Below are 18,195 nucleotides of genomic sequence, written 5' to 3'. Positions count from 1 at the left end.
CCCGAGAAATAATTTTCAGAATAGACTGTCTTTATTCCCACCCCGTGTTGCTATCATCATTTTTCATGAGGTTAAAATGATAGGTATTTACAGGTTGAAAAGTTTAAAAATAAGCGATAACTGGTATAAAAGAACAACCAGGAATAAATCCGGGTAAAATAATCAGGAGTGACGAATATGATAGATTCGATGGCAAAGCAGTTCGAGAAGCCAAGAGGCATTCTTGGAAAGCTGGCAGGAACTATAATGTATTTTGAGAATCGCAAAATCAATCGATGGAGTATAAACAAACTTCAAGTGAATAAAAATGATCGTATCTTGGAAGTTGGCTTCGGTCCCGGTTATGGCATCAAGACTTTAATGTCAAATTTTCGCGGAATTGAAGTGGATGGAATTGACTTATCTGCAAAAATGAAGGAGGAGGCGGCAAAGAGAAATAAAGAATGGATTGAAACAGGGAAAGTACAACTGACTTTAGGTGATGTTGCCGACTTCCAACCCGATCATCGTTACAATAAGATCATTTCGGTAAATAATTACCCACTTTGGGACCAACCGCAGACTTCCTTAAGGCATTTATTTCGATTGTCGAAAATAGGAGGCAGAATCGTCCTGACTGTCCAGCCTCGAGAAGAAGGTTCGACTGCAGAGACAGCCAAGCAATTGGGAGAACGTATGAAAAAAGATTTAATAGATGCTGGATTCAAAAACCCAGAGACATCCTATCTGCAGGTAAGACCTGTTTTGACAGTATGTGTCACTGCAGAAAGGAAATAGCCGCTGCTTGGAAGGCAGCGGCTATTTCTTTGTTGTTTTTTAGCGATTAATTGATTCTTCGTAAAAGAGTTACTTGTAAACTTGTAAACCAACCTCTTCAGCAGTATGAACGAGCTGTTTTATTCCATCAAGGTCTCTTTGTTCAAATAAATCAACAATCTTACTTCCAACGATCACACCATCACAATGCTTGCACACTTCTCTAACTTGTTCAGCGTTTGATACTCCGAACCCTGCAAGCACCGGGACTGAACTGACACTTTTAACTGAACTTAGGAAAGCAGCAAGATCCTCGCTGAAATTGTTTCTTGCACCTGTGATACCTGTTACGGTTACGGCATAAATAAACCCTGTTGCCCTGGAGCCGATTTCCTTTATTCTCTCAACTGGTGTTGTGAGTGTTACTAGCCTGATTAAGGCGATTTCCTGCTGCTCGAGCGCCGGAAGAATGAAATCTTCCTCCTCAAGAGGGAGATCGGGGATGATGCACCCAGATACACCAGCGTTCGCAGCATCTTCGGCAAACTTGTTGATCCCGTATGCTACAAGGGGATTCAAATAAGTCATTAGAATTAGAGGAATTGAGATTTCAGTTTTGAAGGTTTGTATCGTCTCCAATACTTTTCTCAAGGTAGTTCCTTTTTTAAGCGCACGTATTCCGGCCTCCTGGATTGTGGGCCCATCAGCAACAGGATCTGAAAAGGGGATGCCAAGTTCTACCGCATCGGCACCACACTCCTGTAAAAACAACAGCTTCTCTTTGAGGGTTTCTAGCCCTCCATCCCCAGCCATTATATATGGAACAAAAGCCTTTTTTTCTTTTTCAGTAAGAGCCTTCTGAATTTTATCCATCATTCCAGTCCTCCGATTCTGTCCTTAATTGTCTGAACATCTTTATCACCGCGGCCAGATAAGCAGACAACGATACTCTCATCCTTACTCATCCCGGCGGCTAGCTTGACTGCGTACGCAATGGCATGTGCACTTTCCAGAGCAGGGATGATTCCCTCTAATTTTGAAAGCAGTTGAAATGAATGAAGTGCTTCGTCATCCGTTACGGATTCATACATGATTCTATTAATATCATGAAGATAGCTGTGCTCAGGACCAATTCCAGGGTAGTCCAAGCCAGCTGAAATCGAGTGTGCTTCCTGAATTTGACCGTCTTCATTCTGAAGAAGGTACATCATCGCACCATGCAGTACTCCTGGTTTGCCCTTGGTTAGTGAGGCGGCATGCTTGTCAGTTGCCAGGCCTAGACCTGCAGCTTCTACACCATAAATTGACACACTTTCCTCCTCAATGAACGGATAAAACAAACCAATCGAATTGCTGCCCCCTCCTATGCAAGCTACAAGGGCATCAGGCAGCTTCCCTTCTTTTTCGAAAAATTGCTGTTTTGTTTCTTTGCCGATGACGCTCTGAAAGTCACGAACCATTTTTGGAAACGGATGAGGACCCATTACAGACCCAAGTATATAATGAGTATCCCTGACATTTGTAACCCAGTAGCGAAGAGCTTCATTGACCGCATCCTTCAATGTGCCGCTACCAGCATCTACACTGACCACCTTTGCCCCCAGGAGTTCCATCCTGAAAACATTTAATTGCTGCCGTCTGATATCCTCTTTGCCCATGAAAATCACACATTCCAAATTTAGCAGGGCACAGACTGTTGCAGTAGCAACTCCATGCTGTCCAGCACCTGTTTCAGCTACGATTTTCCGTTTGCCCATTCTGACTGCAAGCAAGGCCTGGCCGACAGTATTGTTGATTTTATGGGCTCCTGTATGGTTAAGGTCCTCCCGTTTCAAATATATTTTTGCTCCGCCGGCATGTTCCGTGAGATTTCCCGCTAGATATAATGGCGTTTCCCTCCCTACGTAATCCTTCATTAATTTTTGTAATTCTCTATGGAACTCCTCGTCTTCCTGCGCCCTCTTGTATTCCTTCTCCAATTCGAGGACAGCCTGCATCAATGTTTCTGGTACGAACCTGCCTCCGTAATTTCCAAAGTGTCCCTTTTCGTCTGGTAAATTATAAGTAGTTAAACTCATCCTGCATTTTCCTCCCTCGATTTTTTTGCGCTATTGATAAATTCTTTTATTTTCACTAGATCCTTTTCTCCGTTTGTTTCGACACCGCTGCTGACATCAACCATCAAGGGGTTAATCTTTGAGATTGCTTTGCTGACGTTTACAGAATCCAAGCCACCTGCCAGAATTACTTTGGTGTTTGAATTTTTTAATGCATTTGCCAGATCCCACTCAAAACTTAACCCGTTTCCTCCCCGATATTCCGCCGGAGGACTGTCAAGAAGGATATAATCTGCTTCTATATCATCAATTTTCTCGAGATCTCCCGGTGACTTAACAGAAACAGCCTTTATTAACGGCAGCCCAATTGATCGATATTCAGCAGGAACCTCGTCACCATGAAGCTGAATATGTGTAAGCCCTGCAGTTCCGGCGATTTGCTGTATTGTTGCAGCATCCTCATTTACAAAAACTCCTACCTTCCAGACATGTGCCGGTATATCCGCAATAATCTGCTGTGCCTGCAGAACTGTTACTTGCCTTTTACTTTCTGCAAAGACAAATCCAAGAGCGTCTGCACCTTTCTCTACAGCATGGCTTGCTGCTTCAACCGTTTTAATGCCGCATACCTTAACCTTCATGTAAAATCCCTCACAATAGGAACAGTGAACTGAGTGAAAGTATTTTTGATATCTGTTGAAGTCATAAAAGTTTCTCCAATCAATACCCCGCTTGCACCTGCAGCTGCGACACGGAGTACATCCTCCCTTGTTCTTATACCGCTTTCGCTGATCAGCAAGGCGCCTGCTTTTTTGACAAGAGGTCCAAGTTTTTCGGTATTTTCCAGATTGACCTCGAATGTTTTCAAATCACGATTGTTGATTCCGATGATTTGAGCTTTTATATGGAGTGCCTTTTCTAAATCTGTTTCGTCGTGGATTTCAACGAGGCACTCAAGTCCCTTTTCAGAGGCATACTCGTATAGCTCTGCCAGTTTTTCCAGGGGCAATGCCGATGCGATGAGCAAGATGATATCTGCTCCTGCGGAAAGGGCCAGGTCTATTTGGATCGAATCAACGATAAAATCCTTGCAGAGAACCGGAAGCTCCACGGCTTCTCTGACTTCTTTCAAATCGCTGAAAGACCCCTTAAACCCCTTTTCATCCGTTAACACAGATATAGTCGATGCACCAGACAGGGCATAAAGTTTTGCCTGCTCAGCAGGGTCCAAAGAAAGATTGATGTCTCCTTTCGAAGGTGAAGCCCTTTTAAATTCTGAAATGATGGCAACATTATTTGCCTCTCTTAGGGCTTTTAGCAGAGACCGGGGCTTCGAAAGAATTTCAGGTATTTCCTTGGCTGACTTCCTCAGCTCTTCCACCTCAACTTTTTTTCTTTCTATTATTGAATCAAGTATTGTACTCATCTCATCCTACCGCCTTTTTGTTTTGATTACTGATGCTGATTAAGTTCTCCAGTTTGGACATTGCCCTGCCTGAATCGATGCTTTCCGCTGCCAGATTCACTCCCTGCAGAATCGATTCAGCCTTCCCTGCGGTATAGATTCCAATACCAGCGTTAAGCAGCACTGTATCCCGTTGTGCACCTTTTTTACCTTGAAGGACTTGGAGCAATATGTCAGCATTATCTCGTGCATCTCCACCCCTGATCCTGCTGTTATCGTATAAGGGCAAGTTGACTTCTTCTGGATTAAGCGTGAATCGCTTGGTTTCTCCTTCAGAAACGAGGACCATTTCGTTTTCACCCGCTAGAGATGCTTCATCCATTCCTCCTGCTCCGTTAATGACGATGGCCCGCTTCCTGTTCAGGTTTGCCAGCACATGGGCAAACTTATCAAGCATATCCCTGCGGTAGATTCCAAGCAGCTGATAATCAAGCTGTACTGGATTTGTCAGTGGCCCGATTAAATTAAAGATCGTAGGGATTTTCAAGTCCCTTCTTACCTTCATGATTTGTTTTAGTTTTGGATGGACATGGGGAGCAAAAAGAAATGCAATCCCATTCTGTTCAAGGACCTCTTCTGTTGCTTCAGGAGATAAGTCCAGACCAACACCTAGCGCCTCCAAAACATCCGCGCTTCCGGTCTTGCTTGATACGCTTCTGTTTCCATGCTTTGCTACCGTAATTCCGACCCCTGCTATGACAAATGCGGAAGTCGTGCTAATGTTGAAGCTTTTGGATCCATCTCCACCTGTTCCGCAATTATCCAAAACATTCGGTATATTTTTTGTAAAATTCAGTGCATGTTTTCTGATTGCCTTTACCAGACCTGATACTTCCTCTGCGCTTTCTCCTTTTAACTTAAGTCCAGTCAAGAATGATGCGATTTCGGCATCGGATGTATCCTGGGTGAAAATTCCCTGGACTGCTTCTTCCATTTCATGCTCCGACAGTGATTTTCCTTCGACCACCATTTCAAGATATTGTTTCATGAGTTAAAGTCCCCTCTCTGATTTCAGTAAGAAAATTCGATAAAATCTGCTTTCCACTCTTCGTTCCAATGGATTCCGGATGAAACTGAAGTCCGTATAAAGGATAATGTTTATGCTTGATTGCCATGATTTCTTCGTCATCAGCTGCTTCAGCCAGAACCTGAAAATCTTCAGTCATCGTCGTCCGGTCGATCACCAAGGAGTGATATCTCATGACTTCAGGATGTTCCTCCAGATGATTCATCAGTGAAGTTCCTGTATGTCTGAGCTTAGATTCCTTGCCATGCCTGATTTTTTTTGCCTTGATGATCGAGCTGCCAAATGCATGTGCTATCGCCTGATGGCCAAGACATATCCCCAGGATCGGGATAGATGGAGCCAATTGTTTAACAGTTTCAATACAGATTCCGGCTTGTTCCGGCCTGCCTGGACCTGGAGAAAGAACGATTGCTTCAGGTTGCATACGTGAGATTTCCAGAACCGATATTTTATCGTTCCGGATCGTTTTCACTTCAGCCCCAAGTTCGCTTAGATACTGATAAAGGTTATAGGTAAATGAATCGTAATTATCAATGAGTAGAATCATTGGCTGCCTCCATCAATGCTTTTAATTTATGGTTGGTTTCATCGAATTCTTTTGCAGGATCAGAGTCATAAACAATACCGGCACCTGCCTGCAGATACCCTTTGCCATCCTTGACAACCAATGTTCTGATTGCGAGGGCAAAGTCCATGCTTCCACAAGCAGAGAAGTAACCGACTGCTCCTGAATAAACACCTCTTTTTTCAGCTTCAAGCTCGTTGATGATTTGCATCGCACGAATTTTTGGAGCTCCTGACACTGTACCTGCAGGCAGGCAAGCCGCCAGTCCATCAACAGGATGAGCTACTGGCAAGAGCCTCCCGCTCACCTCTGATACGAGATGCATGACAAACTGATACCTCTCAACAGCCAGGAATTTATCCACCTTTACACTGCCAATCTCACAAATCCTTCCTAAATCGTTCCTCGACAGGTCGACCAGCATCTTATGTTCGGCCAATTCCTTTTCATCCTGTGCTAATTCCATTTCCAGTTTTATATCTTCCTCAGCTGTTTTCCCTCTAGGCCTTGTACCTGCAATTGGATTGGTAATCATCGTTCCATCCCTGTACTTCACAAGGCTTTCAGGGGATGTACCGGCAACAACATAGCCTTCAAAGTCAATGAAGTACATATAAGGGGAAGGATTATCCACTCGCAGCTTTCGATAGAACGAAAATGGATCTCCTTTGGCATCCGCTGAAAGCCTTCTTGATAGCACAACCTGAAAGATTTCTCCCTCTTCAATCAGGCTCTTTGCGGTCCTGACCGATTTTTCAAATTCCTCCCTGTTTTGCGATGTTCTAAAATCTGATAATGCAAATCGATTGACAGGTTGTTTTTTGACTGACGAATCAAGTTCTTCTTTTCGTTTCTTTATTTTCTTTATAAGATCGTCATTGCTGTATCCTGGGAACGGAATGCCGATCAGGTTGATCTTTTGTTTAAGATGGTCAAACACGATGACTTCATTGAAGAACATCAAATGTGCTTCTGGCATATCGAGAGGGTCTTCCTTAAGCGGCCCAATTTCTTCAAAGTCGCGAATGAAATCATAGCTGACAAAACCTACCCCTCCACCTATAAAAGGAATATCGAATTCAGTATTTAATTTAGGAAGCATTTCTTTCAGCGCCTTGGAAAATGGTTCCTTTACTCGCTCCTTAACCCCTTTCCTTGAAAGATAGGTCTCGCCCTTCTCATTCAAAAGCTCGTAAACTGGATCGCAGCCAATAAAAGAAAACCGGCCGGAATCATTATGTTTATGAGAGCTTTCCAGAAGGAATTTTTTCTTTCCTGATATCATTTGAAATACAGATATAGGCGTTAATGTATCTCCCTCAATTTCCTCAATAAAAACATCTGGAGCTTCTACATTCATATAAATCCTCCTTAGAAATAAAAAAGTCCCCTATACATGCACAATGATTGTGCTGTATAGAGGACGATTACGATTGGACCGCGGTGCCACCTCAAATTGGAGCTTTAAGAGCTCCCTCTTTTCAGGTACAGGAAAACCAAAAAAGCTTTCGATATACCCTATCCTTTTAACGGAGGAGTCCGGGCAGCCCTACTGTTACTTCAGGCTGCCTCTCACAAGGCCATTCGGCAAGTATTTCTGTACCGGTTCACACCATACCCGGCTCTCTGCAACAGAAATATCCTGCTTACTCTTCTTGTTCATCGAGTTTACATAATATTATTATCGATATTTAACAGCAGACAAAAAGGGCCCCCATCCTTATTGAATACAAAAAGGACGAGAGACCCGTGGTGCCACCTTAATTAGCTGTAAAACAGCTCACTTAACAGCATCGAGCATTGAATGCTTAATGCCTGCCTTTTATAACGATAAGGCCATTTCGCCAGAGCCTACTCTCATAAGGGTTCGGTCCGGAAGCTCGGAAGTCCATTCGCTGCAACAGTTACACTGATTCCCACCAACCATCAGCTCTCTGAGGTACCTGATCCAGTTACTACTCTTCGTCATCGCTCATTCATATATTAATCATTATAATAAAGCGGTGATTCACAAATGTCAAACAAAAAAAAGAAATATTTTAATTTTTCTGCATTAAAAGCTTCTCAAGGTTTTTCTTCCAGTCTTCTGCCAATTCCTCGATTTCTATAAGTTCTTCAATCGACTGATAGTCCTTTCTCTGCTGAAAATAAATTTCATTTGCCCTTAAAATCGAAAAGTTATTTTGTATCCTCTCCAAAAAAATAATTTCGGAGTCTTCATAGACCATTCCCTCTTGAAGAACACGGAAAAAATAGCCTGTATAGCCAGTATCGACTACCCTTTTCAGCAGCCGGTCAATTTGGTTATTCTTTGATATTTTTGAACACGGAATCCTTCCCTGTGTCACCTGGATCACAGATTCTCCAAGCTTGAATGTATCACCTATATAGATATCGGCTTCCAACATGCCTGGGGCTGAAATATTCTCGCCAAAGGTTGGAGGAGCTAATTCCTTTCCGAATTCAACTGACCATTTTGAATAATGCTCTGCGGGATAAAAACAAACAGCCCTATCAGGTCCTCCATGAAATTCTGTTGCTGCCACGCCATCTCCCTGAAAGGATTGTTTTGTTAGTAACGCTTGTGTCACTCTTTTTTTTCCAATTGCTGATCGTTCTTGTTTGCCGTTCCAAGTCTTAAGCTCCGGCTTCCCGACATTCAGATACAATATTTGTGTCATGACTCCACCAACCTTCAAGCCTTTTCCAATTATTTTATCCTTTTCACTCTAAAAACTCCATAAGGATTGTTCACATCAAAAATTTTCCCATAAAAAGACATCTGTTTTTTCTATTGTTTAAGTCCAAACTAAAAATAGTATGAAAAAAGGCAGGTTACTATCATGAATTATATTGAAAGCTTGTTTCCAAAATCCGGTGGAGTTTCGGATAAAAAAGATACGAAAAAGGATAATGTCAATAATCAAAAATGGGCAATTGTCTCTCTCGCATCCATTCCACTTGTGATGACACTTGGCAATTCGATGCTGATTCCTGTTTTGCCTGTCATGGAAAAGAAAATGGGCATTTCTGCCTTCCAATCAAGCCTGATCATAACTGTATATTCAATAGTAGCCATATTTTTAATCCCGATAGCCGGGTATTTATCTGATCATATTGGCCGAAAAAAAGTCATCATCCCCAGCCTGATCATCACTGGAATTGGCGGAACTATATCTGGATGGGCATCATGGCAAATGAACGATGGATACTGGGTTGTCTTAATCGGAAGAGCCTTGCAGGGTGTGGGAGCAGCCGGAGCTTTTCCAATCGTTTTGCCCCTGGTTGGAGATATGTTTAAAAACGATGATGAAGTGAGCGGTGCCCTTGGAGAAATCGAAACGGCAAACACGCTTGGGAAGGTTCTCAGCCCGGTTTTAGGCTCGTTCCTTGCAGGATTCATCTGGTTCATTCCATTTTTTTCAATACCAGTGTTCTGTGCTCTTTCGATTATTATGATGATCTTCCTGGTAAAAAGTCCAAAAAAGAAAGAAAAACCATTACCTTTTAAGGATTTCCTTAAGAAAATAAAACTGACATTTACCGAGAATGGGCGCTGGCTTTATGCCATCTTTTTTATTGGTGCAATTGTCATGTTTGTATTGTTTGGAGTCTTATTTTACCTGTCCGATATTCTGGAGAACAAATATGGAATAAAGGATTTGAAAAAAGGACTGTTCCTTGCCCTGCCTTTAGGGGCTCTGTGCCTTTCATCATTTATTACTGGAAAAGTAATAAAGAAGAACATGATTCTTATGAAGTGGATAACGTTCTCGAGCTTAGTGTTGCTTGGTATTTCAGTGGCCCTCTTAAGTTTTTCAAGAGAGCTATGGTTTCTGATTTCCATGTTCCTCGTTGCCGGTATTGGTATCGGAGCTAGCCTGCCTCCACTGGATGCATTGATTACTGAGAGTATTGAAAAAGAAGAACGAGGGACCATTACATCCTTATACAGCTCAATGAGATTCATCGGAGTAGCTGCAGGTCCGCCTGTCATCGCTTTAATGATGAAAAATTCTAGTAAGCTAATGTTCATTATCCTGACCGTATTAAGTATTGCTGCCGCTCTTGCAACATTTCTTGCCATAAAACCGGATAAACAAGAAGCGTAAAAACGCATTGTTTTTCGAACAATGCGTTTTTTAACGTCTGGCTGATTGCTCTTCCAAAAATTTGGCCACTTCATTATTGAACTCCTGCCATTTCTTTACAGGTACCTGATGTGAGACTTTTGGGATGATCGCTGTCCGGAAATCTTCAAGCTCTCGTTCATAGGCCCTTAGGTGCTGGTTGATAAAATCCCTCTCCCCATAAATAAGCAATAAAGGGACATTCAAATTTTTCAGCCGGCCGATACAAGAATAATTCAATGACTCATGGTAAAAATGGAACCATGTATTTAAATCTGTCTTCAACATATGTTCAATCAGGTCGGTCCTGTAGTCTTTATCGAATGTGTGAGCGGTTGCAATCACCTTGGCCAGGTTTTTTGGTGAATTCCTGACGAAGTACATCCCTAGCATATGTTCATATTTCAATGATGGCGATTGTACCTCAGCAAAGCCTCCACACAGGATAATCGATTCTGTTCGTTCCGGGTAGGCAAGGGCGAATTCCTGAGCGATGCTGCCTCCAGAGGAATAGCCGCATAACGTTACTTTTTCCAGGCCAATAGAGTCAGCCAGCTCCAATACTTCTTTTGCATACCTTTGAATGGTAACGTTCTTTAGTAAAGCCGAAGACTCCCCATGACCGCTTAAGTCGGGTAAAATAAGTCTATAATGTTCGCTTAGTGGCTTCTGAAATTGAAATACTTTCCTCCCCATACCAGGTGGATGCAGAAAGATTATTGGATTTCCCTGCCCAATCTCTTCGTAAAAGAGATCACCATATTCTAATGTGCATCTAGGCATCCGTCATTCACTCCTATGCATGGATTATACAACTTCATTAGTATAGCCAAATCGCAAAACATCTCATGCATAAAACCCTTATAACCGTGACAATGACAGTCTCCTATGGTATTCTTGTATTGTATAAATGTAAAGAATGACTGCCGGTGTTGGCCCACCAGCAGTCTCCGCAATAGCCGTTCCCGCCTGAGGTTCGGCAAGAGAAGCAGATGGACCTCTCACTGTATTACAGTAGTGAGGTCTATTTTTTTTGGCTTAACGTTAGGATTGCGAGGATTAGACTGGCAAATGAAAACATAGCCATAAAGGTTTCGAATACCGTCAAAGGCATCACCCCCTTCCTCCGGGGCTTAGCCGACCACCTCGAGATTGACTATTGCTTCTCAAGTATAACATAACCTTGTCCAAAACAAGAACATCTGTTCTGTGTCAGAACAAAATTAGGGCTAAGATACTAGACGGAATAAATTCTATCTAGTATCCCCGCCTTCAGTATGTCTTCAATCTCGGCTTCCCCGGATCACATTCCGGCATATTCATTGAGGCCGCTTCAGCGACTTTGGATAAATAATAGCACTCTTCCCTGAACATATGGTCAGCCATAAGCGGAGCAAAGCTTCCCAGTGCCTGTTCAGTTAACTCGAGTTCCTTCAGTTCATCGAGAAACTTCATGAACAGCTGAATTTCTAATGATACCTCTTGATTCATCCTTTGCAGAGCTGGAAATGAACTTAAATTCGTTCGCAGATAACCCGTCATTTCGACAGCTTTTAAGTAAAAATCCTCAAAATGCTTCATATATTTCTCACTCTTTGCCTTCAATTGTTTTTCAACCTGGTCAAGATTGCTTTGGATGGCACCAGCATGACCTGCAGCATCTAGCAGCCAGACAGTATGATGGTGCAATTCATGGAATACCGGCGGTACTTCTCCTCTTTTTAAATACTCGAGAACTCTGATATACTCCTCAACCTCATTTACCATATGGTTTACAAAGGTGGGGCCGAAATTGATTTTGACATTGCCAGTCAGCATTTTTTCTATCAGGTCCAGCTTAAATTGCCGGATTTTCTTTGCTTCTTCATCTGCTCTCATGCTCAAATGAATGAGATCTGTTGTTTCCACCCTTTGCAGCAGTCTGTCAAAGGTATTAATGAAGTACTTCGCCGTTTCAATTTCCTCCTGCTCTACAGGTACAAGCGCCTCGTGCAGGAATCTCCCATGGTCACCAAGAACCTGAAGCCAAAAACGGTGTTCATACAAGGCAGCAGCGTTGAAATCCCTTTCCATCCTCTTACCTCCTTCACAAATCACTTCATAAAAGCTTATAGGCTAAGCGGTGGAAATATTCATATACACACAAAAAGCCTGCAGACTTTAAGCCTGCAGGCCTTTTGTTTTATTTAACTGGTTTCTTCAATATTCCAAGCAAGATTGCTGTGACAACTGAACCGATGAGAATTGCGGCCAGGTATAACAGCCACCCTCCCTCGACAAGCGGGACAACGAACAGTCCGCCATGAGGTGCTCTCAGGCCAATGTTAAACATCATAGTCAATCCGCCTGCAACAGCTGATCCAGCCATTACTGAAGGGATAACACGGAGTGGGTCGGCTGCTGCAAATGGAATGGCACCTTCAGTGATGAAAGAAAGTCCCATGATATAATTTGCCTTCCCTGCATCCTGGTCTTCCTTGGAAAACTTATTTTTAAAGAAAGTAGTCGCCAAAGCAATGCCAAGCGGAGGAACCATACCAGCTGCCATAATCGCAGCCATTGGCTCATAAACACCGTTTGCAAGCAAGCCTGTTCCGAAGACGTAAGCTGCTTTATTTACCGGACCGCCCATGTCGAAGGCCATCATTAAACCGAGGACGATCCCAAGCACTACAGCATTGCCTGTTCCTAAGCCCGAAAGCCAATCAGTGATTGCCTGGTTCAGGGCACCGACTGGTTTGTTTACTAAGAACAGCATAATGAATCCTGTTGAAGCAATACCGAACAATGGATACAAGAGAATGGTCTTAATTCCCTCAAGTGATGCAGGAAGTCCAGCGAACAATTTCTTCAATCCTAACACTAGATAACCAGCGAGGAATCCGGCAACCAAACCTCCTAGGAACCCGCCGCCTCCAGTTGCTGCGAGCAAACCGCCCACCATACCCGGTGCAAAACCTGGTCTGTCAGCAATACTTAGTGCGATAAAGCCGGCAAGGATTGGCACTAACAATCCAAAGGCACCGGCGCCTCCGCCAATGTCCATCAATGCCTTGGCAATTGGGTGATAGGAAGGATCATCTGGATTAAATGCGTTATAGCCGAACATGAACGAAATTGCGATTAAAATCCCGCCTCCGACTACGAAAGGCAGCATATTTGATACGCCATTCATTAAATGCTTATAGATGCCGCCGCGGCTTTCCTTTTTTTCTGTCGTTGCATTGCCTGATGCCTTATAAAGTGGAGCGTCCTTTTTGACAGCTTTTTCAATCAAGTCCTTTGGTTTGCGGATTCCGTCCGCAACAGGAACATCAATTAGAGGCTTGCCAGCAAAGCGATCCATATCCACCTTTGTGTCAGCTGCAATGATGACTGCTTCAGCGTTTTCAATGTCTTCTTTCGTAAGGACATTTTTCGCCCCGCCCGAACCATTCGTTTCAACCTTTATATCTACGCCCATTTCGGCTGCTTTCGCTTTTAAGGAATCTGCGGCCATATAAGTATGGGCAATTCCCGTAGGGCAAGCAGTAACTGCAACGATGAACTTTTTATTATTCCTCTCAACCTGCTCTTCGCTTTCATCCTTGTCATAGCTGTTAATGATTCCAATGACATCTTCAGCATTCTTTGCTCCTAGAAGCTTTTCACGTGCATCAGCTTTCATCAAAATGGAAGAAAGTCGCGCGAGTGCTTCCAGGTGGGTATTGTTCGCTCCTTCTGGTGCTGCAATCATAAAGAACAGATGTGCAGGCTGTCCGTCCAATGATTCATAATCAATTCCAGCCTCAGATCTTCCGAATACAATTGCCGCTTCCTTTACCACTGAAGTTTTTGCGTGTGGAATGGCGATTCCATCCCCTACGCCTGTGGTGCTCTGTTGTTCTCGTTTTAGGATTGCTTCTTTAAATGTATTGCGGTCTGTGATTTTCCCCGCCCGCTCAAGCACTCCTACAAGCTCATTTACTGCATCCTGCTTTGATGCAGCACTCATTGATAATAGAATCGTCTCTCTTGTCAGCAGTTCTGTGATTCTCATGTTTTCTCCCCCTTACTAGCTGTTTAGTATTTTTACTTCTTGAAGAAGTTTTTCAACTTTCTCAGGTGTACATAATCCGATGGAAAAAGCGGTAGCGCTTCCGGAAGCAACACTATAGCGGAATGCCTCTTTACGGTCACCACTTTTTAGATACTGAGCCAGGAAACCAGCCACCATTGAGTCACCAGCACCCACTGAGCTTTTCACCTCACCTTGTGGAACATCAGCTTTATAGGCTTCGTTTTCATTGATATAGACGGCACCTTTCTCAGCCAATGAAACGATGACATTTTTAGCACCAGCTTCAACAAGTTTTTTTCCATAAAAAATCGCTTCATCAGCTTCGGTGATTTCCTTGTTGAAGAACTGCCCTAACTCGTGATGATTCGGCTTGATCAGAAAAGGCCTGTGAACAAGGATGTTTTTCAGCAAATCACCTTCTGCATCCACAATCACTTCTGCTCCTGTATCCTTACAGATTCGAACTATCTCTTCATAAATGGAATCAGGCATGCTGGAGGGAATGCTTCCAGCGAGGACCAGGTAATCGCCCTTACCAAGCTGCTTAATTTGCTCTTTTAATGCACTTTTTGCTATTGCTGAAATCTCAGGGCCCCGGGCATTTATTTCTGTCTCTGATCCTGCCTTAAGCTTAATATTGATTCGAGTATCACCCTCTACATTGACAAAAATCGTTTGCACATCTTCACTGTTTAGAAATTCCTCGACATACCTGCCGGTGAAACCTCCGATAAAACCTGTAGCCTTGCTTTCAACTCCAAGGGAGCGTAGTACCCTTGAAACATTGATGCCTTTGCCTCCGGGAAGTTTTGTTTCATTTAAACTTCTATTCAAACTGCCTAACTGGATTTCATCTGCTTCAACGATGTAATCGACAGATGGATTGAGAGTCAGTGTGTAAATCATGATGTCACAACCTTTATTGAAGTTTTGCTCGTATATTGTCCTTTATGATCCTCATCAATGGTATTTGTGATGATCGCAGCCTCATGCAAATCGGCAATTTTTGCGAAGGTAATCTCAGAAAACTTTGTGTCATCAGCAAGGACAAATGTCTCTCGGGACAATGTCATCGCTTTTTGCTTAATCAGCGCTTCTTCCTGGTCTGGCGTCGTATACCCTGAGTGCGGATGAATTCCATTAACTCCGAGGAAGCATTTATCGAATCGGTACTGTTCAAGGCTAGCCAGAGCTCCTCTTCCAATGACCGCATTCGTTTTTGGCTTGGCATATCCGCCTATCACATACGTTTCTATATTTCTTTCAAGAAGCTGCGGTAAGTGCATGAGACCATTAGTAACCACGACAATATCTTTAACCGGAAGGAAACTGACCATTTCCAAAATAGTCGAACCGGCATCAAGATAAATGCTGTCACCTTCTTCCACAAGACTTGCAGCATATTGAGCGATTTGTCTTTTTTCCTGAAGGTATTTGGTTGATTTTTCAACCATGCTCGGCTCCTGGAGTTTACCCCTTAACCTGGCTGCTCCGCCATGGACTCTTTTCAGAAACTTCCCTTCCTCAAGGATGGTCAGGTCCCGGCGGATGGTCGATTCCGAAGCCTCAGTTAGATCAACTAGTTCCTGTATCTTCACTATTGGTTTTTCTTTGATTATTTGTAAGATGAGCTGGTGGCGCTCAGGCGTCAACATGAGCCATTCCTCCTATTTGCTTCGTATTATCATCATAATGTAATCGATTTCAGAAATCAATCATTTTCTTTCAAAAACAATCACTTTTAATCAAATATGAAATTAATTTGAACGTTTTTGATTGTTATCAGAAAATAAAAAAACCTCCTGAATGGAGGTTTTCTACTAGTATGACTAAAATAATAAAGCCTTGATACCCTGGTAGCCGAAATAAACGCCAAAACCAAGCAATGAGAGTCCTGACATTATTGAAATGGCCCTCAAGCTGCCATAATTCAAGAACCTTCTGAAACCTGTTGTAATAGCTGCCACAAAAATATCCCATAATGCCAGTCCGAGAAAAATCATACTGCTATAAATCAGCAAGTCTGTCCGTCCATAGTTACTGGCTGTTTTTGCAAGCACAGAACCATAGATTCCCAGCCAAAAAAGAATGGATAAAGGGCTGCTGATCGACATGATAAATCCGGTAAGGAAACATTTTAGCATCGATTCTTTACCGCGGCTGAAAGCGAGATCAATGGTATTGGCCTTTATAATAGATTCTATTCCCGAGTAAATCAGGACGAATCCGCCAAACAACCAGAGAAATATTTGAATAATAGGCATGTCCAAAAAATTCACAAGACCCAAATAGATTAACAGCATAAAAATGGCGTCGGCAATCATTGAGCCTGTCCCTACAATCCAGGCATGCCAGAAACCATTTTTGATCCCCTTATCCAGCCTGGCTGAATTTACCGGGCCGATTGGGGCAGCCAGCGTTAACCCAAGGAATATGTAACTGACTAGTAAACTGACACTCAAGGCTTCGTCCCCCAACATACAAAAACTTTTTACATTGTATGTTGGAAAATTCAATCCTAATACTACCTGTCCAATTTTTTAAAATAGAAATTGCACCTATGTTTAAACGGAATTCCTTAATGCACTGCACGAAAATTTTCACATTGTAATCTATTGTTTTTATGCTATAATTCTTGTATAAATACGCGGGTGTGGCGGAATCGGCAGACGCGCTAGATTCAGGTTCTAGTGGTGGCAACACCGTGGAGGTTCAAGTCCTCTCATCCGCATACAGAAAAGGTGCCTATACATTGGGCACTTTTTTTGTGCAAAAAAAACAGCCTGGATATCCATCCAGACTGTTTTGGCTACAATATTATCCAATTAAATTCTGACTATGGTTGTTGACTACTTCAAGAACCTTAGTCTCCTGCTCCATATCACTTTGACAAATTGGGCATGCGGGGACATTGCTGCTTTTAAAGTTGTCGCGAACCCAGCAATTGCAATCATCAGAAGTACATACCCATATTTTCGTTTCAGCGGTTACGATCTCTTCAGGCGGTTTTCTTCCAAATGCCATTTCCTCACGCTCCTATAGTTTGATTATGGTCCTTTTCCGTTTTGCGGACTTTCAATAATTCAGTTACTGCTGGATCATCATTCGAAAATCCGCAAAACATCCTAAAAGACCTTATCATCGTTCGATTGATAAAAAAATTCATTTATTATAAAAAGCCGGCAAAATGAAACTTTTTATAATAAATGAATGATCCGAAAGTTGATATCTATTCCATTTTACCACACTTTCTTATTTTTACCAAAAGTGACACACCAGCAGTTGCCTGCGCAACAGTTACTAGTATATTCTTTTCATTTTAAATTTATTAAGACTGCCATAAAAAAATATTGTATTTCTGCAAAAACAGGTTGTACACCTACATAAATATGAATAGAAATAGTACAAGCAAATTACGATTGACTATTGGAGGTATTGTAAAAAGTGAATGTCTTCTTGGGTTATATTTTCCTTGGATTATCTCTGGCCGCCCCAATTGGCCCTGTTAATGCAGCACAGATGGACAAAGGGATCAAAAGCGGTTTTTTTCAGGCATGGCTCCTTGGTCTGGGCGCACTGACAGCTGATATTATTTACATGCTGACTGTCTATCTTGGTGTAGTTAAATACCTCGAGACTCCATTCATGCAATCCTTTCTCTGGCTGTTCGGATTCTTTGTCTTGATGTATACAGGTATAGAGACAATTATCGGCTCTGGCAAAATCGTCATGGATAATCGAAGCGAAGAATCGGGTTTCAAGTCATTTTTATCCGGGTTTATCATGTCCATTTCCAATCCGCTGACTATTTTATTTTGGCTGGGAATTTACGGATCAGTCCTTGCCAAGACTGCTTCTTCGTATGGCACTGGCGAACTAGTCATTTACAGCTTTGGGATCATACTTGGGCTTATTCTCTGGGATATCGTTATGGCGGCAATCTCCAGCAGCTTCCGAAAGCTGCTTACAACAAGGTTACTTACGGTCATTTCACTATTATCCGGGATTTCGCTGATTGGCTTTGCCCTCTTTTTCGGATATCAAGCATTAAAGCTCTTTCTTTAAAAATGAGTGCCCAATGCTTTGCATGTTCTGAAAAGCTGTCACAATAACGGCTGGTTCTTGACAGCTTTGA

At 42.6% G+C, this 18,195-nt stretch carries 19 protein-coding genes, 1 tRNA gene and 2 other annotated features; of the genes, 4 read left to right on the top strand and 16 right to left on the bottom strand.

The window, feature by feature from the left end:
* Positions 1-177 precede the first annotated feature (177 nt).
* A complete protein-coding gene (locus J7I80_RS06085; RefSeq protein WP_214736623.1) occupies positions 178-777 on the top strand; it encodes a class I SAM-dependent methyltransferase in 600 nt (199 codons plus the stop codon).
* A 69-nt stretch (positions 778-846) separates the two neighbouring features.
* Here the strand turns inward: J7I80_RS06085 and trpA are convergent, their stop codons facing one another.
* From trpA to J7I80_RS06045, 8 genes are all read right to left on the bottom strand, one after another.
* Entirely contained in the window at positions 847-1,629 is a 783-nt protein-coding gene (gene trpA, locus J7I80_RS06080) for a tryptophan synthase subunit alpha (protein WP_214736789.1), read from the bottom strand.
* Positions 1,629-2,834: a tryptophan synthase subunit beta gene (trpB, locus tag J7I80_RS06075; RefSeq protein WP_214736621.1), complete on the bottom strand. Its 1,206-nt coding sequence runs from the start codon at positions 2,832-2,834 to the stop codon at positions 1,629-1,631. Before trpB ends, trpA begins: the two co-directional genes overlap by 1 nt.
* Positions 2,831-3,454, bottom strand: coding sequence for a phosphoribosylanthranilate isomerase (locus tag J7I80_RS06070; protein WP_214736619.1), 624 nt, complete (start codon positions 3,452-3,454; stop codon positions 2,831-2,833). The genes trpB and J7I80_RS06070 overlap by 4 nt, the downstream gene beginning before the upstream one ends.
* Positions 3,451-4,239 (bottom strand): indole-3-glycerol phosphate synthase TrpC, encoded by a 789-nt coding sequence (gene trpC / locus J7I80_RS06065; RefSeq protein ID WP_214736616.1) that lies wholly within the window; start codon positions 4,237-4,239, stop codon positions 3,451-3,453. The genes J7I80_RS06070 and trpC overlap by 4 nt, the downstream gene beginning before the upstream one ends.
* A gap of 1 nt (position 4,240) precedes the next feature.
* Positions 4,241-5,266, bottom strand: coding sequence for an anthranilate phosphoribosyltransferase (gene trpD, locus J7I80_RS06060; protein ID WP_214736614.1), 1,026 nt, complete (start codon positions 5,264-5,266; stop codon positions 4,241-4,243).
* Positions 5,250-5,852: an anthranilate synthase component II gene (locus J7I80_RS06055; protein ID WP_214736612.1), complete on the bottom strand. Its 603-nt coding sequence runs from the start codon at positions 5,850-5,852 to the stop codon at positions 5,250-5,252. Before J7I80_RS06055 ends, trpD begins: the two co-directional genes overlap by 17 nt.
* Positions 5,836-7,230, bottom strand: coding sequence for an anthranilate synthase component I (trpE, locus tag J7I80_RS06050; protein WP_214736610.1), 1,395 nt, complete (start codon positions 7,228-7,230; stop codon positions 5,836-5,838). Before trpE ends, J7I80_RS06055 begins: the two co-directional genes overlap by 17 nt.
* Before the next feature lie 56 nt (positions 7,231-7,286).
* Positions 7,287-7,542 (bottom strand) — a binding site (T-box leader).
* 59 nt (positions 7,543-7,601) lie between these two features.
* Positions 7,602-7,848: a binding site (T-box leader), on the bottom strand.
* A gap of 61 nt (positions 7,849-7,909) precedes the next feature.
* Entirely contained in the window at positions 7,910-8,551 is a 642-nt protein-coding gene (locus tag J7I80_RS06045; RefSeq protein ID WP_214736608.1) for an MOSC domain-containing protein, read from the bottom strand.
* Between the two features lie 162 nt (positions 8,552-8,713).
* Between J7I80_RS06045 and bcbE the strand changes: the two genes are divergently transcribed.
* Complete coding sequence (gene bcbE / locus J7I80_RS06040; RefSeq protein WP_214736606.1) at positions 8,714-9,982, top strand: bacillibactin exporter BcbE; 1,269 nt, start codon at positions 8,714-8,716, stop codon at positions 9,980-9,982.
* A gap of 30 nt (positions 9,983-10,012) precedes the next feature.
* On the opposite strand, the gene J7I80_RS06035 is transcribed toward bcbE, so the two are convergent.
* The 7 genes from J7I80_RS06035 to J7I80_RS06010 all read right to left on the bottom strand — a co-directional run bounded on the left by J7I80_RS06035 (position 10,013) and on the right by J7I80_RS06010 (position 16,522).
* Positions 10,013-10,783, bottom strand: a complete 771-nt coding sequence (locus J7I80_RS06035; protein ID WP_214736604.1) for an alpha/beta fold hydrolase — start codon at positions 10,781-10,783, stop codon at positions 10,013-10,015.
* 241 nt (positions 10,784-11,024) lie between these two features.
* Positions 11,025-11,114, bottom strand: a complete 90-nt coding sequence (locus J7I80_RS23630) for a putative holin-like toxin (protein ID WP_225649917.1) — start codon at positions 11,112-11,114, stop codon at positions 11,025-11,027.
* Positions 11,115-11,272: 158 nt separating this feature from the next.
* Positions 11,273-12,073 (bottom strand): DUF2935 domain-containing protein, encoded by an 801-nt coding sequence (locus J7I80_RS06030; protein WP_214736602.1) that lies wholly within the window; start codon positions 12,071-12,073, stop codon positions 11,273-11,275.
* Positions 12,074-12,182: 109 nt separating this feature from the next.
* Complete coding sequence (locus tag J7I80_RS06025; RefSeq protein WP_214736600.1) at positions 12,183-14,039, bottom strand: PTS fructose transporter subunit IIABC; 1,857 nt, start codon at positions 14,037-14,039, stop codon at positions 12,183-12,185.
* A 15-nt stretch (positions 14,040-14,054) separates the two neighbouring features.
* Positions 14,055-14,966: a 1-phosphofructokinase gene (gene pfkB, locus J7I80_RS06020; RefSeq protein WP_214736597.1), complete on the bottom strand. Its 912-nt coding sequence runs from the start codon at positions 14,964-14,966 to the stop codon at positions 14,055-14,057.
* A complete protein-coding gene (locus J7I80_RS06015; RefSeq protein ID WP_214736595.1) occupies positions 14,963-15,715 on the bottom strand; it encodes a DeoR/GlpR family DNA-binding transcription regulator in 753 nt (250 codons plus the stop codon). Before J7I80_RS06015 ends, pfkB begins: the two co-directional genes overlap by 4 nt.
* A gap of 174 nt (positions 15,716-15,889) precedes the next feature.
* Positions 15,890-16,522: a LysE family transporter gene (locus J7I80_RS06010; protein ID WP_214736594.1), complete on the bottom strand. Its 633-nt coding sequence runs from the start codon at positions 16,520-16,522 to the stop codon at positions 15,890-15,892.
* 185 nt (positions 16,523-16,707) lie between these two features.
* On the opposite strand from J7I80_RS06010, the gene J7I80_RS06005 reads away from it, so the two are divergent.
* Positions 16,708-16,791, top strand: a tRNA-Leu gene (locus tag J7I80_RS06005).
* Between the two features lie 86 nt (positions 16,792-16,877).
* Here the strand turns inward: J7I80_RS06005 and J7I80_RS06000 are convergent.
* On the bottom strand, positions 16,878-17,084 hold the full coding sequence (locus J7I80_RS06000) for a cold-shock protein (RefSeq protein ID WP_192470543.1): 207 nt from the start codon (positions 17,082-17,084) through the stop codon (positions 16,878-16,880).
* A gap of 420 nt (positions 17,085-17,504) precedes the next feature.
* On the opposite strand from J7I80_RS06000, the gene J7I80_RS05995 reads away from it, so the two are divergent.
* Positions 17,505-18,125, top strand: a complete 621-nt coding sequence (locus tag J7I80_RS05995; RefSeq protein ID WP_214736592.1) for a LysE family transporter — start codon at positions 17,505-17,507, stop codon at positions 18,123-18,125.
* The last annotated feature ends 70 nt before the right edge of the window (positions 18,126-18,195 follow it).

It is taken from the genome of Bacillus sp. ISL-41 (assembly GCF_018613235.1).
In the GTDB taxonomy this organism is placed as follows: domain Bacteria; phylum Bacillota; class Bacilli; order Bacillales; family Cytobacillaceae; genus Mesobacillus.
This window is presented reverse-complemented; position numbering and strand designations above follow the sequence as displayed.